Below are 22,411 nucleotides of genomic sequence, written 5' to 3'. Positions count from 1 at the left end.
CTCAGATCTCCTTCACCCGTTCGAACGGCTCCCGGCAGGCCCGGCAGCGGCGCAACTCCCGGCAGGCGGTGGCCCCGAACGCGGCCAGCACCTCAGTGTCGGCGTGCCCGCACCGGGGACAGTCGGCCGGCGTCGCCCGGGCGGTGAGGGTCAGCGGCACCGGCCCGGCGGCCCGGCGCGGCGCGGGACCCGGTGGGACGATGCCCGCGGCGGCAAGCTTGCGCTTGCCGGATTCGCTGATCCAGTCGGTGGTCCAGGCCGGTGCCAGCACGGTACGCACGTCCACCTGCTCATACCCGGCCTGGAGCAGAGCGGCCCGGATGTCAGCACGGATGCTGTCCATGGCCGGACAGCCCGAGTAGGTCGGGGTGATGGTCACCACGACCTCGTCGCCGTCCTGCCGCACGTCGCGCACCACGCCGAGCTCGGTCAAGGTGAGCATCGGCAGTTCCGGATCGACCACCGCCCCCACCACGCCCGCCGCGTCCGGCAGAACACCGCCCGGCGTGGCCGCGGTGGGGTCCGCAGCCGCGCCGGGAGAAGAGCTACGCAGCATGGCCGCAGGCACAGCCGGGGCCGAGTCTGCGGGCGCGCCCGGAGACGAATTACGCAGGGCGGCGTTCACCAGGCACCGCCTGGGACGGCTCGGGCCAGGCTCTGCATCTCGGTGAGGATGTCGTGCAGCGCCGCGGTGTGTTCGCCGTCGCGGCCGGATGGCGGGCGGCCTCCCGGCGCTCCGGGACCGGGTGGCATGGTGGCGGCCGCGCCGCAGTCGGCCGGGGCGTACATCTCCGTGTCGAAGATGTGCGGGTCCAGGGTGGCGGCGGTTAGCACCTGGCCGAGCACCGCGTCGAACTCAGCCCGCAGCGTGCTCGGGTCAACGGCCACCCCGGCCGCGGCCAGGCGGATCTCCACCTCGTGCGGGCGGAACAGCTCGCCGGCCGGCGCGGCGATCGCCTCGGCCGCGGCGGCCATCCTGGCGTGCGACAGCTCGGTGCCGTCGCCCAGGCGCACCACCCACTGAGCCGCGTAGTCGCGGTGGTAGGTGATCTCCTTGATGCCCTTCGCGGCGACCGCGGCCAGCATGGGATCACGCGAGGCGGTGAGCCGGTCGAACGCCGCGAGCCGCCACGTCGAGAGGACCAGCAACCGGGCCACCAGATGCGCGAAGTCCGCGTCGGCCCGCTCGGCCAGGCACACGTGGCGGAACTCGGCCGCCTCCCGGCGGAACGCCATGGTGTCCTCGTCACGGCCGGAACCCTCGGCCTGGCCGGCCCGGGTGAGCAGCAACCGGGCCTGTCCGAGCAGGTCGAGCGCGATGTTGGCCAGGGCCAGCTCGTCCTCGAGCTCGGGCGCGCGGGTGACCCACTCCTGCAACCGATGCGACATGATCAGCGCGTCGTCGCCGAGCATCAAGCAGTACGCGGCCAGGTCGGCCGGATCCACACCGGCGGGTAGCTCGGTCGGCACCCCGGCGAACGGATCGGCGAAACCCGTCCCGTACGCCCAGCGGGCATCGTCGTCGTGGTCGGTGAGCGCCCGGTAGGCGTCGTCGAATGCCATCGTCACGGCCTCAGATGTGCGGAATCGAGTCGGGGATCGTGTAGTGCGTGGGATGCCTGTACACCTTGTCGCCGCTCGGCTCGAAGAACGCCGCCTTCTCCCCCGGATCGCTCGCGGCGATGTGGTCCGACCGCACCACCCAGATGCTGACGCCCTCGTTGCGCCGGGTGTACAGATCGCGGGCGTGGTGCACGGCCATCTCGTGATCGGCCGCGCGCAGCGACCCGACGTGCACGTGGTTGAGGCCGCGCTTGGCCCGCACGAACACCTCGAACAGCGGCCACTCGTGCCTGATCTCGCCGCTCATGCCGGGACCCCCGATCGTCTGGCCGCGTGCGCGGCGGCCGCTTCCCGTACCCAGGCGCCGTCCTCGTCCGCCTGCCGGCGCCGGGCCAGCCGCTGCCGGTTGAGCGGCCCGTCGCCGGAGATGACCCGGCGCAGCTCGTCCCAGTCCGGCTGGCCGAAGTCGTAGTGCTCGCGCTCGGCGTTCCACCGCAGCGCCGGATCGGGCAGGGTGACGCCGAGCGCCTCGGCCTGCGGCACGGTCATGTCGACGAAGCGCTGGCGCAGCTCGTCGTTGGTGTGGCGCTTGATCTTCCAGGCCATCGACTGCGCCGTGTTCGGCGAGTCGGCGTCCGGCGGGCCGAACATCATCAGCGACGGCCACCACCACCGGTTCACCGAGTCCTGCACCATGTCGCGCTGGGCCGGGGTGCCGCTCATCATGTTGAGCAACAGCTCGTAGCCCTGCCGCTGGTGGAACGACTCCTCCTTGCAGATGCGGATCATCGCCCGCGCGTAGGGCCCGAAGGAGCTGCGGCAGAGCGGAACCTGGTTGCAGATCGCGGCGCCGTCGACCAGCCAGCCGATCACGCCGACGTCGGCGAACGAGTGGGTCGGGTAGTTGAAGATCGACGAATACTTCTGCCGGCCCTCGATGAGCCGCCGGGTCAGGTCGCCCCGGTCGGCACCGAGGGTCTCGGCGGCCGAATAAAGGTAGAGACCGTGGCCGGCCTCGTCCTGCACCTTGGCGAGCAGGATGGCCTTGCGGCGCAGCGTCGGCGCCCGGGTGATCCACTCGCCTTCCGGCTGCATGCCGATGATCTCCGAGTGGGCGTGCTGCGCGATCTGGCGGATCATCGTGCGCCGGTAGCCGTCCGGCATCCAGTCCGCCGGCTCGACCCGCTGATCGCGCTCAATGGTCTCCGTGAAGACGGCCTCACCGGTGGTCACGACTGCTCCGGGACGGGGATGTGGCGGCGCGACTGCAGGGTGAAGAAGCGGCCGGTGACGAACCAGTCGTCGGTGAGCGCGGCGGTGGCGGCCGGGTTGGCACCGGTGCCGTGCAGGTCGCTGAAGGCCGCGGTCTGGTTGACGAAGACGCCGCCGGTGAGGTTTTCCGACAGGTGGATGCCGGCGTCCAGGGCGGCCTCCCGGGCCGCCGCCAGCACCTGCGGCGACGTGGAGTGCACCAGGGCGCTGAGGGCGCCGTGGGCGCGGACCGTCTCGGTGAAGACTCGCAGGCTGTGCTCGGTCGAGTCGGTGGTGATCAGGAACGAGACCGGGCCGAACCACTCGCGGGTGTAGACCTTCTCGTCGGCGGCGTCGAGCCGGGTCACCAGCGGGGTCCGCATGACGGCCCCCGGGTACTGCTCGTCGGCGACCTCGGTGGACGGGTGGATCACGCCGGGAGCGGCGGCGGCCTCGGTGAGCCGGCCCAGCACGCCGTCGTTGACGATCGCGCCGAGCGTGCCGGCGGCCCGGCGCGGGTCGCCGAGCAGCTTGTCCAGGGCGGCGGCGAGGTCGGCGCCGAACTCGTCGGGGCTGCGGTGCCCGGCGTCGGTGTCGAGGCCGTCCCGGGGCACCAGGATGTTCTGCGGGGTGGTGCACATCTGTCCGCTGTAGAGCGACAGCGAGAACGCCAGGTTGCGCAGCAGGCCCTTGTAGTCGTCGGTGGAGTCGACGATCACGGTGTTGAGGCCGGACTTCTCGGTGTAGACGACGGCCTGGCGGGCGTTGGCCTCGAGCCAGTCACCGAAGTCGCTGGAGCCGGTGAAGTCGACGACGCGCACGTCGGGATGGGTGGCCAGGGTGGCCGCGATGCCGTCGCCCGGCTCCTCGGCGGCGAGGGTGACCACGTCGGGGTTCAGCCCCGCCTCGGCGAGCACCTCCCGGCAGATCCGGACGGTGATGGCCAGCGGCAGCACGGCGCCCGGGTGCGGCTTGACGATCACCGGGTTGCCGGCGACCAGGCTGGCGAACAGGCCGGGATAGCTGTTCCAGGTGGGGAAGGTGGTGCAGCCGATCACCACGGAGACGCCCCGGCCGACGACGGTCGCGGTCTTCTCCAGGTGCAGCGGGTCGGCACCGCGTTGCGGCTTGGCCCAGGTCGCGGTGGCGGGAGTCCGCGTGGACGCGGCCAGCGCGCACGCCACCGCCTCGAGGCCGCGGTCCTGCGCATGCGCACCCCCGGCCTGGAAGGCCATCACGAAGGCCTGGCCGGTGGTGTGCTGCACGGCGTGCGCCATCTCGAAGCTGTGCGCGTTGATCCGGCGCAGGATCTCGGCGGCGACGCCGGCGCGGCCCTCCGGGCCGGCGGCGCGCCAGGCGGGGGTGGCCGCCCGGGCGGCGGCGATCAGGGCGAGGGCGTCGGCCTTGGGATAGCTGACGCCCAACTCCAGACCGTACGGCGAGCGCTCGGTGGAGACCGTGCCCACGGCGCCCGGCACCTCGATCGGGAAGGGCTTGCCGAGCAGGGCGGTGAAAGCACGTTCACCGGCGGGCGCGGCATCCTCTCCGTAGACCGACTTGCTGGGCGACTCGGGGAACGCCGACCAGTAGTCCCGGGCGGCGGCCGCCTCGATCGCACGCGCGAGCAGCTCGCGATGGGTCTGGTAGAGCTCGGCAGGCTGAGTCATGCTTCTTATTTACCGTCCGAGCGGTCGGTAAATCAACCCCCGGCGGGGAGGATGGCATGAGGCAGTAGATTCGGTGACCATGCAGCCACGCCGCCGCGGGCGTCCCGGCCACGACCAGGACGCGGTCCTCGCCGCCGCGGTGCGCCTGTTCAACGCGCACGGCTACGACGCCACCAGCATGTTCGACGTCGCCGAGTCGCTCAGCATCACCAAGTCGACCCTCTACCACCACGTCAGCAGCAAGGAGCAGCTGCTGGAGATGGCGGTGGACCGGGCACTCGGCGGGCTGGAGGAGGCCGCCGAGGAGGTACGCGCCACCACCGCCCCCGCCACCGACCGCCTCGAGCAGCTGATCCGCCGCAGCGTCCTGGTCCTCGCCGAACGCCTCGAGTTCGTCACCCTGCTGCTGCGCGTACACGGCAACACCGAGGTGGAGCTGCACGCCCTGGCCCGCCGCCGCGACTTCGACCGGATCGTCACCGACCTGGTGAAGCAGGCTCAGACCGAGGGCGGTATCCGCGCCGACGTCGACCCGGCGACCGCCGCCCGCCTGCTCTTCGGCATGGTCAACTCGCTCGTCGAGTGGTACCGGCCGGACCGCGGCGACCCGGAGGCGATCGCGACCACCGTGGCGACACTGGCGTTCGAAGGTTTGCGCACCCGCTGAAACACGCCGAAAGTCCGACCGCTCACGCCCGGCGCTTCTCCCGGGTCGACGTGAGCGGCAGCCGCGAGTCGATCTCCTGGCCCACCCAGCGGCCGCGGACCCAGCCGTGTGCCGGGTCGTCCTGGACCAGCCATTGCCGGTCGCCGGGACCGGCCATCACGTTCAGGTAGTAGAGGTCGTAGCCGGGTGCGGCCATTGACGGGCCGTGCCAGCCGTACGGGATCAGCACGACGTCACCGCTGCGGACCTCGGTGCAGACGTCGATCGGCCGGTCGGGGTGCCCGTACACCCGCTGGAAGCCGCAGCCCGGTCCACCGCCGGGCGAGGTCGACACCTCGTAGTAGTAAATCTCCTCGAGGTTGCTCTCCCCCACGCCCTCCTCGTCGTGCTTGTGCGGCGGGTAGGACGACCAGTTCCCGCCCGGGGTCAGCACCTCGCAGGCGATCAGCCGGTCGGCCTCGAAGCTCTCCGGCGTACAGAAATTGTTCACCTGCCGGCTGGCCTGCCCGGCGCCGCGCAGCTCCACCGGCACGTCCTCGGCCGGCCCGTACCGGAACGGCAGCTTCCGGCTGGCGCGGGCGGCGGGCAGCGCGAACCGTCCGCCGTTCGGCGCGCGCAGGGTCACCGCGGTGTCCCGGGGCAGATAGGCGAAATCGGTCACCCGGGAGAAGACCGACCGCCGGCCCGTCAGCGTGAGGCGCTCGTCGTCGCACGCCACGTCACAGCCGCCGGAGAGCGGCAGGACCAGCATCTCGTCACCGCCGGTGACGAACCGGACCCGCCCGCCGACCGGCAGGTGCACCACCCGCAGGCCGCTGAACTCCCAGCCGGCGTTCTCCGGGGAGACCATCACGTCGTAGGGCCGCTCGGCGGAGCTGCCGCGGCGCACCAGCGGGTTGACCCGCGGAGTGTTCATCCGCGGCTGGTCACGGGTCGGCCACTGAGTCCGCTTACGCATCTGCCGCCTCCGCCCGCCGGCCGGCGGGCTGCCGCGAGGCGGCGACGGCTTCGGCGCCGTTGACGAAGCTCATCGCCGCCCCGAGGGTCCATCCGGCGGGCGGGCTGTGCGGAGCGGCGGCGCTTTCGCGCCTGATTCGTCCGGGGTGGAGGTTCACACCGATCCGCTCCCTCCGCCGTTGTCACCCAGCGGTAACAAACCGGCGACGCTGGGTTCGGACCTGGTTCCGATGTAATTACGGGACTCGCCGCCGCGTCAATACCCGCCCGGCGCGGCGGAAAAGAAAGCCGGGGTACGGGCACCCGCCCGCACCCCGGCTTAAACGGTCCAGCTCAGACGGCCCGCCACATGCGGTAGAAGGGCGTTCCGTCCGGCAGGTAGATCTCGAACGGGTCCATCGGCTCGTAGCCGTACCGGCGGTAGAGCCGCACGTTGTTCTCGTTCGTGGCCTCGAGGTAGGCCGCCACGCCGGCCGCGGTGAGCTCGTCGTGGGTCCGCTTCATCAGCGCGCCACCCAGGCCGTGACCCTGCTCGGACGGGCGGACCGCGAGAAACGCCAGGTGCCAGTGCGGCTCGGCGGGGTGGTTCTTCTCGAAGAGCTCACCCAGCGCACCGAACCGCTCCAGGTGCGGACCGGCCAGCGCGGTGAGCCGGTCCATGTAGTCCGCCGGTTCGGGCAGGTCGTTGACCCGGTCGAACCACACCGCGACGGCCGCGTAGCCACCGTCCGGGTGGTCGATGACCTCGACCTTGCCGTGCCGGAAGGCGTTCTCCGTCTCCAGGGTGAAGAAGTCGGCCATCACCCGCTCCCGGTCCGCCGGCACCGGCACCAGGTAGGCGTCCGCGGCCAGGTCGTCGAAGGCGTGCGAGATGTGAGCGCCGATCGCGGGGATCTCGTCCTCGCGCGCGGCACGGATCACGGAAGCGGTCATCGGGGGTACTCCGTCTCGTTCAGCGCGGCGGCGAATCCGCCGGTCGTGGTGGCGCTGCGGGCGCCGAGGCCGATACCGGCGTAGGTCTGCGGCCGGGTGCTGCGCAGGATCAGGCCCCAGAGGATGCCGGCCACCGCGAGTACGGCGAAGGAGAGCGGTACGACCAGCGCGGGTGTGCTGCCCGGCTCGACACCGAGCAGGCCGGCGATGTTGTCGATCGCCAGGTACGTCATGACGAGCAGCAGCACCGAGCCGATCACCGGGGCGATCACCCGGTGCATCACGTCCTCGCCCTCGGGGTGCCGGGCGAAGTAGCCGATCACCGCGAACGAGGTGATCGTGACCAGCAGCAGCACGCCGAGGCCGCCACCGCTGCCGCCCCAGAAGAAGAGCTGCACCAGCGGGTCCCAGTCGAAGACCGCGTAGGCCACGATCACGATCAGGGCGAGCGCGGACTGGGCGAGCGAACCGTTCTTCGGCGCGCCGGTGCCCGGCACGGTGCGCCCGAACGTGCGGGGCAGCACGCCTTCGCGGCCGAGCGAGAACATGTACCGGGCGATGATGTTGTGGAACGAAATCGCCGCGGCGATCAGCGACGTCAGGAACAGGATGTGCCCGAGGTGCAGGGCGGTGCTGCCCAGCTGGTCGGAGGCGAGGTTGAAGAAGAGCTCCGGGCCCTCGGCGCCGGCGCGCTCCACCACGGTGGGACCGGCGGCGGAGATCATCGCCCAGGACGCGAAGGCGTACACCACGGCGATCAGCGCGATGGCGATGTAGGTGGCCCGCGGCACGGTCCGGCGCGGCTCGCGGGACTCCTCGCTGAACACCACCGACTGTTCGAACCCGACGAAGCCGGTGACCGCCATGACCAGCAGCGCGCCGGCACCGGCCCCGACCAGGTTGCCCGGGTCGAGAGCCGCGGTCGAGGCGGTGAAGGTGTCCGCGCCGATCTCGGCGAAGCTGAAGATCATGGTCAGTGCGATCTCGGCGACCAGCAGGGTGGCGAGGACCTTGCCGTTGACCGCCACGTCACGGACGCCGAGGACGGCGACCAGCGCCCAGGCGGCCAGCGCGAACGCCCACCACGGCGCGTCCACCCCGAACCAGTCCGCGAACAGTGGCTGCGCGATCGCGCCGAGGCCGCCGTACGAGGCGACCTGGAACATGTTGTAGGACAGCAGCGCCACCCAGGACGCGCCGACGCCGACCGGCCGGCCGAGGCCCTGCGAGACGTACGCGTAGAAGGCGCCGGCGTTGGCGATGTGCCGGGCCATCGCGACGTAGCCGACCGAGAAGATCGCCAGCACCAGGGCGACCGCGAGGAAGGCGATCGCGATGCCGGTCAGGCCGGTCACCGCGAGGCCGGTCGGGACGACGCCGGCGACCACGGTCAGCGGGGCGGCCGCCGACATCATGAAGAAGACGATCGAGGCCACACCGAGCCGGTCACGGGCCAACGCGTCGGAGAGCTGACTTCCGGGGGGTTTGGTTGCGGTCGAGGACACGCGGACTCCAGGCGTATTCAAGGGGGGTGGGTATTTGTCAGCTCAGGCGCGCCGGGCCATGACGGCGTCACCGACAGAGGCCTCGGCCTGCGCCACGAGCTGCTGCAACATGGCTGGGAAGAGCCTGCGGAACTGGTCGAACATGCCGGCCCGGTCGCGGGCGTTGAGGGTGGCCAGCACGTGCTGGTCCAGCCCCGTCGCGAGGATCAGACCGGCGAGCAGCAGGTCGGCCACGTCGAGGGGTTCGTCGCGGGAGACCCGGGTACGGATACGGGTGGCCGGCCAGCCGGCCGTCATCGAGTCGGCCGGCACGAAGGAGACCTTCGTGCCGAGCAGTCCGCGCTTCTCCACCCGCTTGATCAGCCCGGCCCGGGCGAGGCGGCGCTCGACCAGGTCGGTGGCAATGCCGGTGGAGAGGTACGCGAGCCAGTTACGCACGCCGTGCTGACCGGCCTCGCGTCGCAGCTGCTCCAGGACAGCCGTGGTCGCGGCGTCGCCGGTCGGCCGTTCGTCGATGATCACGAGCTGGTTCTCGACGAGGTCGACGCGCCGCCACAACACGAGCTCACCGAGGAGTGCCGCGCCGAGACCGAGACCGAGGGTGGCCGGTGACAGCAGCGATTTGCCGCGGATCGTGTCGTGAGCAGTGAGGTACAGATCGTCCGCGGGCGGTAGCTGCGGCGGCGACGCCACTGCAGGTTCTCCTCTCGACGCCGGGGAAGTTGCCCGCGAGTTCACCGAACGTAGTTATGGTGAGGTTCCACGAAGCAATTACGTTGCGCTCCCCCCAGCGCGACCGGCAGTAGCCTGCCAGGTCCCGACGCCCGGCGCAACGTCCAAGTGCGACAAAAGTTGATTCCACAGTAGGCGTTGTTGATCACAGAACCCATCAGGAAATTTGAGCGTCGATCAATAAAACGACCAAGCTCATGCTATTTCGTCAATATTTAATGATCTCGAATCATCGACGGTTCGTTTCGCTTGATCCACTGCCGATCGCGGAGCGTCACTAATTTGGACGATCTTATACGCTTAGTAATTACGCGTGAGGATAGTTGCGTAATCAAGCAAATCCGCGTAGCGTCGTCCATGAAAGTTGAAGTTTCAACGGAGGCCATCGTGCGGATGCCCGCTCTCTTTCTCAGCCACGGCGCCCCGCCGCTGGTCGACGACCCCACCTGGGTCGCCCAGCTGCGCGATCTCGCCGCCCCACTCCCCCGGCCGCGGGCGATCCTGGTCGCCTCAGCGCACTGGGAGTCGGCGCCGCTCATGCTCGGTGCCACCGAGACGGTCCCGCTGGTCTACGACTTCGGCGGCTTCGCGCCGCACTACTACCAGGTGCAGTACCGTGCGCCCGGCGCACCTGAGCTGGCCGACCGGGTGGCGGCGCTGATGCCGGACGGCCAGGCCGTCGCCCGCACCAGCCGCGGTCTCGATCACGGTGCGTACGTGCCACTCACCGTGATGTTCCCGGAGGCCGACATCCCGGTCCTGCAGATGTCGCTGCCGACTCTGGAGCCGGACCGGCTGCTCGATCTCGGCGCCCGGCTCGCCCCGCTGCGGGACGAGGGCGTGCTGATCATCGGGTCCGGCTTCACCACACACGGGCTGCCGTTCCTGCGCGACTGGCGGCCGGAGGCGGCCGCTCCGGGCTGGTCCAGCGAGTTCGACGCCTGGACCGCCGAGGCGCTGGCCCGTGGCGCGATCGACGAGCTCGCCGACTTCCGCGACCGCGCGCCCGGCATGCCGTACGCGCATCCGACGATCGAGCACTTCGCCCCGATGTTTCTCACCCTCGGCGCCTCCGGCGACCCGGAGGCGGCACCCGAGCAGCCGATCGACGGCTTCTGGATGGGCCTGGCCAAGCGTTCCTTCCAGACCGCCTGACGCATGAGCCGGCGGCCGGGTGCGGCCTGGAGTGGCACCCGGCCGGCCCGCCGCGACGGGTGGGACCGTTCGTCGCGCGTACCGGAAAAGGGTGTGCGGAAACCGGGGTTACTCAGCAGGCTTGCAGCTTCTTCCGAGATCCTGTGAAGCATGCTTGAGGTCTCCGCGCTCGGGTGGACCGTGACCATCGGTGTCATCGTCGCCCTGCTCGCCCTCGATTTGACTCTCGGGGTGCTCCGTCCGCATGTCGTCGGCTTCCGCGAGGCCGCCGCCTGGTCAATCTTCTACATCGCCGTCGCGATCGCGTTCGGCATAGTCTTCGCGAGCATCTCCGGCTGGGGGTACGGCACCGAGTACTTCGCCGGCTACATCGTCGAGAAGAGCTTGTCGGTCGACAACCTCTTCGTCTTCGTGATCATCATGAGCACCTTCGCGGTGCCGGAGCGGTATCAGCAGGAGGTGCTGACCTTCGGCATCATCATCGCGCTGGTGCTGCGGGTGATCTTCATCGCGCTCGGTGCCGCGCTGCTCAACATGTTCTCGTTCATGTTCCTGATCTTCGGCCTGATCCTGCTCTACACCGCGGTGCAGCTGTTCCGGCACCGGGACGAGGATCCGGACGTGCAGGACAACGCCCTGGTCAGGGCCGGGCGGCGGTTCCTGCCGGTGACCGACGACTACGTCGAGGGCAAGATGATCACCCGGGTCGACGGGCGGAAGATGTTCACGCCGTTGTTCCTGGTGCTGCTGGCGATCGGCGGGACCGACCTGCTGTTCGCGCTCGACTCCATCCCGGCGGTGTTCGGCGTGACCGAGGAGGCGTACATCGTCTTCGTCGCCAACGCCTTCGCCCTGCTCGGCCTGCGCGCCCTGTTCTTCCTGGTGAAGGGCCTGCTGGACCGCCTGGTCTACCTCTCCACCGGCTTGGCGATCATCCTGGCCTTCATCGGGATCAAGCTGGTGCTGCACTGGGCGCACAAGGACATCAGCGAGAGCGTGCCCGAGGTCAGCACACCGGTCTCACTCGGCGTGATCATCGGCATCCTGGTGATCACCACGGTGGCCAGCCTGATCAAGTCGGGCAAGGACCCGTCGCTCAAGGCGCACGCCGGCAGCCTGCACGCCCGCAAGGAGAAGCAGCAGCAGCCCGAGCACTGACACGTCCCGCTCCCGGCGCCCCGCGGGCGCCGGGAGCGGACCGAGGTGTCAGCTCATGTGCATGGCGTGCTGGTAACGGCGCTCAGCGTCCTGCCGGTTCAGGATCGCCTGGATCTCGTGGGTCTCGTCGGCGCTGTGACGGCCGATCATCAGGTCGAGCTCGGTGCGCTCGGCCGCGGTACGGAACGCGGCGAGCTCCTCGCTCAGACGGCGGTGGGCGTTATGCGCGGCCCGGCGGTCGGCCAGAGCGGCACGGACGTTACGGATGATCTGCATTGCGCACTCCTTGACGGATAGTGACGGAGAAAGCTTCGTCGCTTCCTTCTGCAACAATCCACCGTTCGTCTCTCATCCCCAAGTCAACCAGGTAAAACTCTCGCTACGAGGGTGACCGGCGCCACCGCTTTGCCGTAACCCAGATCACTCTCCGTGGTGTAGTAGCAGGTCAGCGTCACAGCGTGACGCCGAACTCATTTCGTGGTCGTGACCAAGGTCGCGGTCACCGTGCCGTCGTCGCCGGCCGTGCCCTGGACGGTGACCGAGTCGCCGGCCTTCACGTCGCTCAGCTTGCCCTTCTCGGCGGTCGCCACCGTGGTGTCGCTGCCGGTCTTGATGGTGACGACGGTGCCGTCCCCGGTCTCCACGTAGATGGTCTTGCCGTTGACGAGCTTGACCTTGCCGGTGGTCGGACCGGCCGCCGCCGTCGTCGTGGTCTGAGCCGGCCCGGGGAAGCCGCCGCTCCCTCGCATCCCGCCGCCGGGGAAGCCGCTCACGGCGTTGGTCTCCGGCGTGCCCCACTGCTTCTGCGCCTGCACGCCGCCGAGGAAACCACCCATCAGCAGGGCGGCCACGCCCAGAGCGACGGTGCCCTTGTTCCACCAGCGCTTCGGCGCCGCGGCGGCCAGTTCCGCGGAGAGACCGGTTTCGTCGTTCACAGCGAAGTCCTCACTCGTAGCGCAGCGCGTCGATGGGCCGCAACCGGGCGGCGCGGGCGGCGGGCAACCCGCCGAAGAACAGGCCGATGGCGATCGAGACGCCCACGGCGAGCCCAATGGAGCTGGGCATGATCACCGGCTTCACCCCGACGATCTCGAACCGGCTGCCGATCAGCGCGGCGGCCACCCCCAAGGCCCCGCCGATCACGCTGAGCAGCGTGGCCTCGATCAGGAACTGGGTCAGGACGACCCGGCGCGGCGCGCCCAGGGCCTTGCGGATGCCGATCTCCCGGGTCCGCTCGGTGACCGTCACCAGCATGATGTTGGTGATCCCGATGCCGCCGACGAGCAGGCTGATCGCGGCCACCGCGCCGAGCAGCGTGGTGAACGTCTCGGCGGTCTCGGTCTGCGTCTCCAGCAGCGACGACGCGTTCTGGATCCGGTACGGCGTGCTGCTCGACGACGAGCTCACGTCCAGCTTCTGGTCGAGGATCGTCGACACCTGGCCCTGCACCGCGTCGACCCGGTCCGGTGCGGCCGCCTCCACGATGATCGAGGTGAGTGCTCCGTACCCGGTGAGTACCTGCTGGACCGCGGTGAGCGGGGCGACCGCGGTGTCGTTCGAGTCCTGGAAGCCGGTGGAGCTCTTCTGGTCCAGGACGCCGATGATGGTGAACAGCGCCCCGCCGACGGTGACCTGCTCGTCGATCGGGTCGGTCCCGGGGAACAGTTCCTCGGCGACGGTCTGCCCGATCACCACCACCCGCCGGCCCTGGTCCACGTCGTCCTGGGTGAACGCGGAACCCGCGCCGACCGGGGTGCTGGAAGCGTTGAACCAGGCCGGGGTGGTGCCGACGAACGTACTCACCTCGTGCTCCGCGCCCTCATAGGTGAGAGTCGTGGAGGCACTGACCACCGGCGAGATCGACCTGATGTCGGGGGCGAGCACTGGGTCGTCAAGGGCCTTCGCGATCCCGGTGGTGAGGCCGGCGCTGCTCCGGCCGGTGCTCATCACGGTGATGGTGTTGGTGCCGAGTGCCTCGATCCGGTCGCTCACCGCCTTGGCCGAGCCGTTGCCGACCGCGACCAGCAGGATCACCGCCGCGACACCGATCAGGATGCCGAGCATGGTCAGTGACGAGCGCAGCTTGTTGGCGCTCAGGCCGCGCAGGGCGAACCGGACGACTTCGAGAAGGCTCATGCGTGGCGCCGCTTCTGCCGTACGTCGGTCACGATCGCGCCGTCGACCAGACGGATCAGCCGCTTGGCCCGGGCACTCACCTCGTCCTCGTGCGTGATGATCACGATCGTCCGGCCGGCCGCGCTCAGGTCGTCGAAGACCTGGAGCACGTCGGCGGTGGACTTGCTGTCCAGGTTGCCGGTCGGCTCGTCGGCGAGCAGCAACGACGGCTCGGTGACCAGCGCGCGGGCCACCGCGACCCGCTGCTGCTGACCGCCGGAGAGCTGGTTCGGCTCGTGGCCGGCCCGATCCGCGAGGCCGACGACGTCCAGGGCCTGCATGGCGCGCCGGCGGCGCTCCTTCGGCTTCACTCCGGCGTACGCCAGCGGCAGCTCGACGTTCGCCACCGCGGTGGTACGCGGAATCAGGTTGAACGCCTGGAAGATGAAGCCGATCAACCGGTTCCGGGCCAGTGCCAGCTGACCGTCCGAGAGCCGGCTCACGTCCACCCCGTCCAGCAAATAGCTTCCGGAGCTCGGGACGTCCAGCGCGCCCAGGATGTTCATCAGGGTCGACTTGCCGGAGCCGGACGAGCCCATGATCGCCGCGTAGTCGCCACGCTCGACGGTCAGGGACACCCCGCGCAGCGCGTGCACGGTCGTCTCGCCGGTGCCGTAGATCTTCTTGAGGTCACGGACCTCCAGGACCGGCCGGCTCACTGGCCGCCCCTGCCGCCGCCGGGCATGCCCCCGCCGGCCGGCATCCCGCCGCCGGGGAAACCGCCGCCACCGGCCGGGAACCCGCCCTGCTGAGAGCCGCCGCTGATCGAGGTGGTCTTCACGACGACCTGCTCGCCCACGGTCAGACCGGATTTGATCTCGGTGGCCGAGTCGCCCTCCAGCCCGATCTCCACCGAGCGGGTCTCCGGCACGCCGTTCGTGATCACCGTGACGGTGTGCCGGTTGCCGACCGTGGTGAGGGCGGCCGCGTTCACCAGGACGACGTCCGGCACCGAGCCGGTGGTGACCGACACCGAGACGGTCTGGCCCACCTTGGCACCGGTGGGCACCTTGTCCAGGGTCAGCGTCACACCGTACGTGACCACGCTGTTGGTGGTGGTCGCCGACGGGTCGACGGCGGCCACCCGGGCGCTCTGCTGGACACCGCCGAGCGCGTTCCACGTCACGGTGGCGGCCTGCTTCTCCTTGAGGCTTGTCGCGTCGGCCTCGGCAAAGGCAGCGGCGACCTGCATCCTGGTCAGGTCGGCGATCTCCACGAAGCCGGTGCTCGTGCCGGTGGTGCCCTCCTGGCCGCCCTGGGACGACCCACCGGACGAGCCGGAGGAACCCGACGAGCTGCCGAGCGTGCCGTTGACCGCGGTCACCGTGCCGGTCATCGGGGCCTTGAGGACCGTGCCGTCGACCGCCGCCTCGGCTTCGTCGACCTTGAGCTCGGCCTCGGTCACCTGGTTCTCCGCGTCCGAGGTGTCCGAGCCGGCGTCCTCGGCCCGGTCCAGGGCGTCCCGCGCGGCGTCCAGGTCGGCCTCGGCCGCGCCGAGATCGCGGTTCGCGGCGGCCGGGTCCACCTTGGCCAGGACCTGACCCTTCTTGACCTTGTCGCCGACCGTCACCTTGATCTCGGTGACCGTGCCGCTGGTCTCGAAGCTGGCGCTGGCGGTGCTCGCGCTCTCCAGGGTCCCGTCCGCGGTGGCGGTCCTGGTGACCGTCCCCTGCTGGACCGTGACCGTACGTTCGGAGGCCACGGCGGCGGTCCCGTCCTCGGAACCGGCGAACGTCCGGTACACGGTGAAGGCACCGGCGAGGAGCGCGACGCCTATCACGGCGTTCACCACCAGCGACGGGTGGCGGCTCGGGAGGCTCAGCAACTTCATGCCGGACACTCTGGAGCCGCGGGCTATGAGGAGCTTCGGGGAAAGCTGGGAACAACCTCGGAAAACTACGCGCCGTCACGGACGGCCGGGAGCACGACCCGGAACGTCGCGCCGCCGCCGGGCGATGAGTGCAACTCGACCCAGCCGCCGTGCCCGTGCACGATGGCCGCCACGATCGCCAGCCCCAGCCCGGAACCACCGCCCGTCAGGCGGGAACGACTGGAATCGGCGCGGTAGAGCCGCTCGAAGATCCGGGCCGCGTGCTCGGCCGGCACGCCCGGGCCGTCGTCGCTGACCTCCAGGATCACCACCCGCCGCCCGGCGCTCAGGGTCACCGGGCCGGAACAGGTGGCCGTCTCGTCCGGTGGGGCGTGGTCAGCGTGACCGACCCGTACGGTCACGACCGTCCCCGGCGGGGTGTGGTTCTGCGCGTTGGCCACCAGGTTCGTGGCGACCTGCCGCAGACCGTGGTCGTCACCGAGGACGGTGGCCGGCTCGAAGTCGTCGGAGAGGCGTACCGTCCGGCCCGGCGCGCGGGCGTGCGCGTCCCGGATGGTGTCCGCGGCGATCTCCAGCAGGTCGACCGGGCGCAGGTCGAGGGCGCGCTGCCGGTCCAGCCGGGCCAGCATGAGCAGGTCCTCGACCAGCACGCCCATCCGGCCGGCCTCGCCCTCGATCCGGGCCATCGTCTCGTCGAGGGCCGGGCCGGGCGGCGTCCCGCCGCGGCGATACAGCTCGGCGAACCCGCGGATCGAGGTGAGCGGGGTGCGCAGCTCGTGCGAGGCGTCCGCGACGAACTGGCGCAGCCGCTGCTCCGAGGCGGTACGCGCGTCGACCTCGTTCTCGATGCGCGACAGCATGGCGTTCAGGGCCAGGCCCAGCCGGCCCGGTTCGGTGTGCGGATCGGGTTCCGGGACCCGGCCGGAGAGGTTGCCGGCCGAGATGTCGGCGGCCACGTGCTCCATCTCGGTGAGCGGGCGCAACCCGAGCCGGACCACGAACGCCGCGCCCACTCCGAGCAGGCCCAGGATCAGCACCAGCACGCCGGCGTCGATCAGCAGCAGACGTTCGGTGGTCTGTTCCACCTCGTCCAGTGAGGAGCCGATCAGCGCGTATCCCCCGGTCAGGCCGAACGGCACCGCGATCATCCGCCAGTCGGAGCCGTCCGTGCTGGAGACCGTGAACGGCCGCGGGGTGGCCGCGCGCTCCACCACCTCGGCGAACGGGGTCACCGCCGGGCGGGTCGCGTCCGCCGAGGAACTGCGCACCGGATCCAGCGAGCCGTCCGGCAGGTAGACGTACATGACCTGGTCGGGGCCGATCCGGAAGCGGCCGCCACGCGGGATGAAGCCGCTCTGCGGCGGGTTCAGGTCCGCCATCGGCCGGCTGATCCCGATCAGCTGCTCGTCGATCCGGTCCTGCAGGTAGGTGCGGATCAGCACGAGTCCGGCCACGTTCGCCACCACCAGGGCGACCGCGGTGAGGACGCCGACGACCAGGACCAGCCGGGAACGCAGCGTCCAGTGCCGCCAGCGCGGCGTCATTCTTCGCGTGGGAGTCTCAGGGCGTACCCGACGCCGCGCACGGTGTGGATCAGCGGCGGCTCGGATCGATCGATCTTGCGGCGCAGGTAGTAGACGTACGACTCGACGATCCGTCCGTCCCCGCCGAAGTCGTACTTCCACACCCGGTCCAGGATCTGCGCCTTGCTGACCACCCGGCCCGCGTTGATCATCAGGTAGCGGAGCAGGTTGAATTCCGTCGGGGACAGCTCGATCAGCCGGCCCGCCCGCCGCACCTCGTGGGCGTGCTCGTTCAGCTCCAGGTCCGCGTAGCGCAGCACGCCGGTCTCCGGTTGCGGCTCGTCCGGCTGGCTGCGCCGCAGGATCGCGCGGATCCGTAACACCACCTCCTCGAGACTGAACGGCTTGGTGACGTAGTCGTCGCCGCCGGCCGACAGCCCGCAGATCCGGTCCCGCACCGCGTCGCGAGCGGTGAGGAACAGGACCGGAACCCGGTGCCCGGCGGTACGCAGCCGCCGGGCCACCTCGAAACCGTCCACGTCCGGCAGCATCACGTCCAGGACGATCAGGTCCGGCTCGAAGTCCCGCACCGCTACGAGGGCGGCGTGGCCGGACTCGGCGACCCGCACGTCGAAGGCGACCAGCCGGAGCGTCGCGCTGAGCAGCGCGGAGATGTTCGGCTCGTCGTCGACGACGAGGACGCGGGTGGGACGCGCCGCGGGGTCGGTGACGGCTACAGAACCACGGTTTTCGGTGAGCACCGCAAAGACTTACCAAGCCGACCTTTGAAGAACCTATGAACGGGACACGACGTCTCCCTCGGTCAGCCCGGACGTGATCTCGGTGTACTGGTCGCCGCGGAGGCCGATCCGCACCTCGGTGGGCGTACCGCCTTTCCGCACGGTCCCGGTGGCGCCGGAGAGGTCGTGTACGGCGGTGCTCGGTACGCGTACCACGTCGTCCTTGCTCCCGGTGGTGACCCGGACCGACGCGCTCTGCCCGACCAGCAGCTCCGCGGGCGCCTCGTCGAACGCGAGCACCACACCGAACCGGGTGAGCGTGCCGTCGCTGGTGCCGACCGGGTCGACCTGCACCACGGTGGCGAGGAACGTCTCCCCCGGCCGGTCGGCAAGCGTGACCACGGCCGGCTGGCTCACCGCGAGGTGGTCGGCGTCGGCCTCCGGGAAGTCGGCGCTGATCTGCATGTCGTACACGTCGGCCACGGTGATGAACGCCGCCCCGGAGCTCACCTTGCTGCCGACCTTGCCACCGACGGTGAGGATCTTCCCGGCGATCGGCGCGGTGATGGTGGCGCCGTCGAGGGCCTCCTCGGCCTTCTCCAGGGTCAGCCGCGCCTGGTTCACCCGCTGCTCGGCGGTGAGGACGGGGTCCCCATTACCGCTACGGCTTCCGAGGGCCGAGCAGCTCAGGGCCGGCGCAGCGCTCTTCGCCGGCCTCGCGGTCGCACTGGCGGCCGGAGCCGGCGAACCCGAAGGCGGAGCCGATGCCGAGGGCGAGGGCGAGGGCGAGGGCGACGGTTGATAAGACGTTTGAAGAGCGGCCGCCACGTTGCCGCCGGTGCAAGACGACGGCGAATCCGCGTCGTCCTCCGCCTTCGCCAAGGCCTCGAGAGCATCGTCCAGTGCCGCCTCGGCGTCCTCGACCGCCTCCGCGGCATCCGCGTCGTCGATCGCCGCGAGCTTCTGACCAGCGGTAACGGTGGTACCCGGGCGCACCTTCACCGTCTCCACCGTGCCGGAGACCGCGAACGACAGGCTGCGCGTCTGCGCCGCCTGCAACGTGCCGGTGGTGGCGACCTCGGTGGTCACCTCACCGCGATCCACCTCGGCGGTCTCGGCCGCCGTCGTGTCCTCCCGTGTGGCGCCGGCCGTCAGCGCCCGCACGACGCCGAAGGCGAGCAACGCGAGCACGACGACCGCCACGCCGAGCCGAATTCCACGCCGGCGACCGGCCAGTGCAACACCCATGGGCGACGAGTCTGCGCAGCGGTCCTCGCCGCGGGCTTGGTTCCACCTGGGAGTTCGCTCGGAGCCGAGTTCTTAGGCAACTCCCAGGGCGGTCCGACATTCCGCACAGGTGCGGCCGCTTTTCTTTCGTCGTCCCGCTCGCGGAAGAAGGAGACTCATCGTGCCGGTTGTCAGTTCGAAGGCGCACCGCCGCGCCGCCACCCTGGTGGCGGCCTCGGTGGCGGTGCTGTTCACGACGGCCTGCGGCGGCGGCTCGGACTCCGGGAGCACGTCGAACGCCTCGTCCGCGTTCGCCTCGTACATCAGCTGCCTCAACGAGAACGGCGTGACGATCACGATGCCGTCCGGCGGTCCGGGTGGCGGAGCACGCCCGTCCGGCCAGCCCCGTCCCGACAACAGCGGGGGCCCACGCGGCGGCGGCTTCCCCGGCGGCGGCGGCTTCGGCAAGCCCGCGGACGTCGACGACGCGACCTGGGAGAAGGCCCAGTCGGCGTGCGCCTCGCTGCGACCTAGCATGGGCGCCGGCCTAGGCAACCGCGGCGACAACGGCGCCAACGCCGCCTACACCAACTGCCTCAAGGAGAACGGCGTCACCGACACCACCAACCTGGACACCACCGACGCGACGTTGCAGAAGGCCGTGGAGACCTGCGCGGTCCTCAAGCCGGCCGCCACGGCGGCCGCGTCGTAACACCCGGCAAGCTCCGTGCCGGCGCAGCACGTCCCCCCGTCGTAGGCCGCGCCGGCACGGCATTTCTTTTTGAGGTACGCGCACGCACCGTCCCCGCCGGAATCCGGCAGTCCCGCCCTGCCGCGCGAGCCGGGTGCCCACTCCGGGCCCCAGCGCGGCCGCCGGGAAACGGCAATCAGATCTCGCCGACCGGCTCGTGGGCCGGGTTGGTGTGCCCGAGCAGGACTGCGGCGTCCTCCGGGGCGGCCGCGAGAACGGCACCCGCCGCGATGATCTGTTCCATCGCCTGCACCGGAAGGTTCGGGTTGGCGGCGCTCGGTTCCGCCGTCTCGTCGTCGGCCAGCAGGTCCAGCACCCGTCCGGCGGTCAGCCGCTCGTCGGCGGCCGTCCAGCGGCGCACGCCGGGATGCTCGTCCCTGCTCAACCGGTCGATCAACGCGGGCGAGGCGCCCGGGTCGAGCACCACGAGGGCCCGCGCCTCCCAATGCGGAGAGTCCGCGAAGCGCACCAGGTCGGTGCGCGGGAACCGGGGATGGCGCAGCAGATTGCCGCGGCTGATCACCCTGGCCTCCAGATAGGTGCGCACCACGAGATCCGGCGGCACGTCGTCCTGCTGTTCGCAGAGCATCAACCGGACCGCGAAGTCCTCGTCGGCGGCCAGCACCGCGATCAGGTCCGGAGTCAACCCGCGGTGGTGGACGGCGCTGCGCCGCAGGCCGATGTGCGCCGAGTGGACGCAGCGGCGCAGCACCTCCGGAGTGGCCTCCCGTACCCAGTCCAGCACCGGGAGGCGGTCGTCCGGGCCGACCCGGTAGTCGATCGCGGCCTGCTGCTCCTCGGTGAGCTCCGGCCGCATCGAGATGAGCAGTCGCACATACCGGTCCGGATCGGCGGCGAGTTCCGCCACCAGGTCCGCCGGCAGTTCAGGCGCGCCGGCGGCCCGGCAGCGGTCCGGCACCGCCTCGCTGCGGGCGAGCGTCTCGGCCTCACCCGCCGCGAACGTATCCGGCTCGGGTCGCCAGGGGTCGCTCAGGGCGGCCCGGGCGGCCGCCGCCAGCTCGGCGAGCGGCGACTCGGCGAACTTCTCCAGCACCTCGTGCGGCAGCTTCCGCGGCAGGGTCAGGAACATTCGGACCTTCGGGTTCGGATCCTCGGCGAGCCGCTGGTACGCCTCCACCGGCATCGGGTCGTGATGTCCGAACGACCCGTCGGCGAGCATCACCCGCACCCGGACGCTCGGATCGCCGACCAGGCGAGCCCGCTGCGCACCGGTGACGGCCCAGCTCTCGGCCAGCTCGGCCCGCAGCCGGTCATCGGGATGACCGGCGATGATGTCGAACGCCTCGTCGGACCACGCGCGGCGGCGGGTCACCACCCAGCGACCGGCCTCGGGGTGGTCGAGCAGGCGGCGGAACAGTTCGTCGGGAAGGGCCGGATTGGCGGCCAGGCCACGCAGCCGGGCCCGGTTCGACTCCTGATGCCAGCGGCGGTAGGACTCGTTGACGCGCACGTTCCTCCTGTGGTCGCCCATCGATGACAGGCGTCGACATTACGGAGCAAAGCGCAGCTCAGGCACGGTCTTTCGGCCGAGTGACCGGGGTGGACGGCCGCGGTAGGCTGGACACGAGTTCGCTGGGCCGGTGGGAATCCCACCGGCCCAGCGTCGTTCCGGATCAGATCAGCCCAGCGGGCAGCTGCTGCGGTAGTCCGAGATGGACACCCCGGTGCTCGGCCCCGGGCAGATGAACTGGTTGTAACGGGTGTCGTCGTCGACGAACCGCTTCAGCCAGGAGACCATCTGCACCGCGGTCGGCGTGTTGGTCGACTGCGGGAAGAAGTGGCTGGCGTTGTTGAGCTCCAGGTACGCCTTCTCCGCCGACGACGGGATGCTGTTGTAGAACGGGATCGAGTGACTGCTCACCGAGGCGATCGAGTCACTCTCGCCGCCGATGATCAGGGTCGGTACGCGCAGCTCGCTCCACGACTTGTCCAGGTTCCAGGGAGCGAGCGGAACGGCGGCCTGCAGGGACGGCCGGTCGCTGGCCGCCTCCAGGCTGCCGCCGCCACCCATCGAGTGCCCGGCCACGGCGAGCCGGCTCGAGTCGATGCGGCTGCGGACCGAGCTGGATCGGGTCAGGTAGTCAAGCGCGGCGAGCAGCTGCTGACCACGGGAGGCGGGCTGGTCAGCCGTGCTGTTGGTCTCGATGCCGATGACCACGAACCCGTGCGAGGCGAGTCGCGGGCCGAGCCAGGAGATGCTCGACCAGTACGCGGTGAAGCCCGGCGAGATGGCGATCGCGCCGAACGTACCGTCGCTGGTGCTGGTCGGGTAGTAGATCTCGCCACCGCCGAACCCGCTCACCGCGAGCCGGGAGACGGACGTGGTGGAAACGCTGTACGGGCCACGGGAGGCTTCCAGCAGTGCCCGGGTCGGAGCGGGGCCCCGCTCGTACGGGTTGTCGGCGGCCTGTGCGGCGGTGACACCGGGAACGGCCACGAGAGCGAGCGCGGTGGCCGCGGTGACCAGGATCCGGCGGGCGCGGGTGGAGACGGATGACAATTGCACGTCGACACTCCTTTACGGGGGAACGGATCGACGAGCGTCAGTTTCAGCG

The 22,411-nt window shown here is 70.5% G+C and carries 23 protein-coding genes; 4 read left to right on the top strand and 19 right to left on the bottom strand.

The genetic code is table 11. From position 1 onward, the window contains the following. Position 1: 1 nt before the first annotated feature. The 5 genes from paaD to paaN all read right to left on the bottom strand — a co-directional run bounded on the left by paaD (position 2) and on the right by paaN (position 4,481). Complete coding sequence (gene paaD, locus I4J89_RS12655) at positions 2-493, bottom strand: 1,2-phenylacetyl-CoA epoxidase subunit PaaD (protein WP_373688129.1); 492 nt, start codon at positions 491-493, stop codon at positions 2-4. Between the two features lie 128 nt (positions 494-621). After that, entirely contained in the window at positions 622-1,563 is a 942-nt protein-coding gene (paaC, locus tag I4J89_RS12650; protein WP_196414361.1) for a 1,2-phenylacetyl-CoA epoxidase subunit PaaC, read from the bottom strand. A gap of 10 nt (positions 1,564-1,573) precedes the next feature. Further along, positions 1,574-1,870: a 1,2-phenylacetyl-CoA epoxidase subunit PaaB gene (gene paaB / locus I4J89_RS12645; protein WP_196414105.1), complete on the bottom strand. Its 297-nt coding sequence runs from the start codon at positions 1,868-1,870 to the stop codon at positions 1,574-1,576. Next, positions 1,867-2,796 (bottom strand): 1,2-phenylacetyl-CoA epoxidase subunit PaaA, encoded by a 930-nt coding sequence (gene paaA / locus I4J89_RS12640; protein WP_196414104.1) that lies wholly within the window; start codon positions 2,794-2,796, stop codon positions 1,867-1,869. Before paaA ends, paaB begins: the two co-directional genes overlap by 4 nt. Continuing rightward, positions 2,793-4,481 carry a phenylacetic acid degradation protein PaaN gene (gene paaN / locus I4J89_RS12635; RefSeq protein WP_196414103.1) on the bottom strand — a complete coding sequence of 563 codons (1,689 nt, stop codon included), beginning with the start codon at positions 4,479-4,481 and terminating at the stop codon, positions 2,793-2,795. Before paaN ends, paaA begins: the two co-directional genes overlap by 4 nt. A gap of 79 nt (positions 4,482-4,560) precedes the next feature. Between paaN and I4J89_RS12630 the strand changes: the two genes are divergently transcribed. Continuing rightward, positions 4,561-5,148 carry a TetR/AcrR family transcriptional regulator gene (locus I4J89_RS12630; RefSeq protein WP_196414102.1) on the top strand — a complete coding sequence of 196 codons (588 nt, stop codon included), beginning with the start codon at positions 4,561-4,563 and terminating at the stop codon, positions 5,146-5,148. Between the two features lie 22 nt (positions 5,149-5,170). Here the strand turns inward: I4J89_RS12630 and iolB are convergent, their stop codons facing one another. The 4 genes from iolB to I4J89_RS12610 form a co-directional block, all read right to left on the bottom strand. Continuing rightward, positions 5,171-6,106 carry a 5-deoxy-glucuronate isomerase gene (gene iolB / locus I4J89_RS12625; protein WP_230858825.1) on the bottom strand — a complete coding sequence of 312 codons (936 nt, stop codon included), beginning with the start codon at positions 6,104-6,106 and terminating at the stop codon, positions 5,171-5,173. Positions 6,107-6,438: 332 nt separating this feature from the next. Continuing rightward, a complete protein-coding gene (locus tag I4J89_RS12620) occupies positions 6,439-7,038 on the bottom strand; it encodes a GNAT family N-acetyltransferase (protein ID WP_196414101.1) in 600 nt (199 codons plus the stop codon). Further along, positions 7,035-8,543 (bottom strand): APC family permease, encoded by a 1,509-nt coding sequence (locus I4J89_RS12615; RefSeq protein ID WP_196414100.1) that lies wholly within the window; start codon positions 8,541-8,543, stop codon positions 7,035-7,037. The genes I4J89_RS12620 and I4J89_RS12615 overlap by 4 nt, the downstream gene beginning before the upstream one ends. 42 nt (positions 8,544-8,585) lie before the next feature. Beyond that, positions 8,586-9,236 carry a GOLPH3/VPS74 family protein gene (locus I4J89_RS12610; RefSeq protein WP_196414099.1) on the bottom strand — a complete coding sequence of 217 codons (651 nt, stop codon included), beginning with the start codon at positions 9,234-9,236 and terminating at the stop codon, positions 8,586-8,588. 432 nt (positions 9,237-9,668) lie between these two features. On the opposite strand from I4J89_RS12610, the gene I4J89_RS12605 reads away from it, so the two are divergent. Together I4J89_RS12605 and I4J89_RS12600 are read left to right on the top strand one after the other, a co-directional pair. Then, a complete protein-coding gene (locus I4J89_RS12605) occupies positions 9,669-10,430 on the top strand; it encodes a dioxygenase family protein (protein ID WP_196414359.1) in 762 nt (253 codons plus the stop codon). A gap of 150 nt (positions 10,431-10,580) precedes the next feature. Continuing rightward, entirely contained in the window at positions 10,581-11,588 is a 1,008-nt protein-coding gene (locus tag I4J89_RS12600; protein ID WP_196414098.1) for a TerC family protein, read from the top strand. Between the two features lie 48 nt (positions 11,589-11,636). Here I4J89_RS12600 and I4J89_RS12595 read toward each other — a convergent pair whose 3' ends face one another. From I4J89_RS12595 to I4J89_RS12560, 8 genes are all read right to left on the bottom strand, one after another. Then, entirely contained in the window at positions 11,637-11,864 is a 228-nt protein-coding gene (locus I4J89_RS12595) for a hypothetical protein (protein WP_196414097.1), read from the bottom strand. A 194-nt stretch (positions 11,865-12,058) separates the two neighbouring features. Beyond that, a complete protein-coding gene (locus I4J89_RS12590) occupies positions 12,059-12,523 on the bottom strand; it encodes a hypothetical protein (protein WP_196414096.1) in 465 nt (154 codons plus the stop codon). Between the two features lie 10 nt (positions 12,524-12,533). Further along, a complete protein-coding gene (locus I4J89_RS12585) occupies positions 12,534-13,724 on the bottom strand; it encodes an ABC transporter permease (protein WP_196414095.1) in 1,191 nt (396 codons plus the stop codon). Next, positions 13,721-14,422: an ABC transporter ATP-binding protein gene (locus I4J89_RS12580; protein WP_196414094.1), complete on the bottom strand. Its 702-nt coding sequence runs from the start codon at positions 14,420-14,422 to the stop codon at positions 13,721-13,723. Before I4J89_RS12580 ends, I4J89_RS12585 begins: the two co-directional genes overlap by 4 nt. Then, positions 14,419-15,594 carry an efflux RND transporter periplasmic adaptor subunit gene (locus I4J89_RS12575; RefSeq protein WP_196414093.1) on the bottom strand — a complete coding sequence of 392 codons (1,176 nt, stop codon included), beginning with the start codon at positions 15,592-15,594 and terminating at the stop codon, positions 14,419-14,421. Before I4J89_RS12575 ends, I4J89_RS12580 begins: the two co-directional genes overlap by 4 nt. 65 nt (positions 15,595-15,659) lie before the next feature. Then, positions 15,660-17,138, bottom strand: coding sequence for a sensor histidine kinase (locus I4J89_RS12570; RefSeq protein WP_196414092.1), 1,479 nt, complete (start codon positions 17,136-17,138; stop codon positions 15,660-15,662). Continuing rightward, positions 17,135-17,878 (bottom strand): response regulator transcription factor, encoded by a 744-nt coding sequence (locus tag I4J89_RS12565; protein WP_196414091.1) that lies wholly within the window; start codon positions 17,876-17,878, stop codon positions 17,135-17,137. Before I4J89_RS12565 ends, I4J89_RS12570 begins: the two co-directional genes overlap by 4 nt. Positions 17,879-17,911: 33 nt before the next feature. After that, on the bottom strand, positions 17,912-19,105 hold the full coding sequence (locus tag I4J89_RS12560; protein ID WP_196414090.1) for an efflux RND transporter periplasmic adaptor subunit: 1,194 nt from the start codon (positions 19,103-19,105) through the stop codon (positions 17,912-17,914). A 160-nt stretch (positions 19,106-19,265) separates the two neighbouring features. Between I4J89_RS12560 and I4J89_RS12555 the strand changes: the two genes are divergently transcribed. Then, the gene (locus I4J89_RS12555; protein ID WP_196414089.1) at positions 19,266-19,796 is read left to right on the top strand and encodes a hypothetical protein; all 531 of its coding nucleotides are present in this window, start codon (positions 19,266-19,268) and stop codon (positions 19,794-19,796) included. Positions 19,797-19,971: 175 nt separating this feature from the next. Here I4J89_RS12555 and I4J89_RS12550 read toward each other — a convergent pair whose 3' ends face one another. Then, entirely contained in the window at positions 19,972-21,306 is a 1,335-nt protein-coding gene (locus tag I4J89_RS12550; RefSeq protein ID WP_196414088.1) for a hypothetical protein, read from the bottom strand. 168 nt (positions 21,307-21,474) lie between these two features. After that, complete coding sequence (locus I4J89_RS12545; protein ID WP_196414087.1) at positions 21,475-22,362, bottom strand: alpha/beta hydrolase family protein; 888 nt, start codon at positions 22,360-22,362, stop codon at positions 21,475-21,477. Between the last annotated feature and the right edge of the window lie 49 nt (positions 22,363-22,411).

The organism is Actinoplanes aureus (assembly GCF_015704865.1).
In the GTDB taxonomy this organism is placed as follows: domain Bacteria; phylum Actinomycetota; class Actinomycetes; order Mycobacteriales; family Micromonosporaceae; genus Actinoplanes; species Actinoplanes aureus.
The sequence above is the reverse complement of the archived record's forward strand: the minus strand, read 5'-3'. Positions and strand labels throughout refer to the sequence as shown.

What these genes read in the sequence shown, in the direction of transcription:
- I4J89_RS12570 (WP_196414092.1), bottom strand. Translation starts at nt 17,138, where the DNA reads ATGACGCCGCGCTGGCGGCACTGGACGCTGCGTTCCCGGCTGGTCCTG.
- I4J89_RS12585 (WP_196414095.1), bottom strand. Translation starts at nt 13,724, where the DNA reads ATGAGCCTTCTCGAAGTCGTCCGGTTCGCCCTGCGCGGCCTGAGCGCC.
- I4J89_RS12605 (WP_196414359.1), top strand. Translation starts at nt 9,669, where the DNA reads ATGCCCGCTCTCTTTCTCAGCCACGGCGCCCCGCCGCTGGTCGACGAC.
- I4J89_RS12560 (WP_196414090.1), bottom strand. Translation starts at nt 19,105, where the DNA reads ATGGGTGTTGCACTGGCCGGTCGCCGGCGTGGAATTCGGCTCGGCGTG.
- I4J89_RS12575 (WP_196414093.1), bottom strand. Translation starts at nt 15,594, where the DNA reads ATGAAGTTGCTGAGCCTCCCGAGCCGCCACCCGTCGCTGGTGGTGAAC.
- I4J89_RS12620 (WP_196414101.1), bottom strand. Translation starts at nt 7,038, where the DNA reads ATGACCGCTTCCGTGATCCGTGCCGCGCGCGAGGACGAGATCCCCGCG.
- paaN (WP_196414103.1), bottom strand. Translation starts at nt 4,481, where the DNA reads ATGACTCAGCCTGCCGAGCTCTACCAGACCCATCGCGAGCTGCTCGCG.
- I4J89_RS12600 (WP_196414098.1), top strand. Translation starts at nt 10,581, where the DNA reads ATGCTTGAGGTCTCCGCGCTCGGGTGGACCGTGACCATCGGTGTCATC.
- I4J89_RS12595 (WP_196414097.1), bottom strand. Translation starts at nt 11,864, where the DNA reads ATGCAGATCATCCGTAACGTCCGTGCCGCTCTGGCCGACCGCCGGGCC.
- I4J89_RS12630 (WP_196414102.1), top strand. Translation starts at nt 4,561, where the DNA reads ATGCAGCCACGCCGCCGCGGGCGTCCCGGCCACGACCAGGACGCGGTC.
- iolB (WP_230858825.1), bottom strand. Translation starts at nt 6,106, where the DNA reads ATGCGTAAGCGGACTCAGTGGCCGACCCGTGACCAGCCGCGGATGAAC.
- paaB (WP_196414105.1), bottom strand. Translation starts at nt 1,870, where the DNA reads ATGAGCGGCGAGATCAGGCACGAGTGGCCGCTGTTCGAGGTGTTCGTG.
- paaC (WP_196414361.1), bottom strand. Translation starts at nt 1,563, where the DNA reads ATGGCATTCGACGACGCCTACCGGGCGCTCACCGACCACGACGACGAT.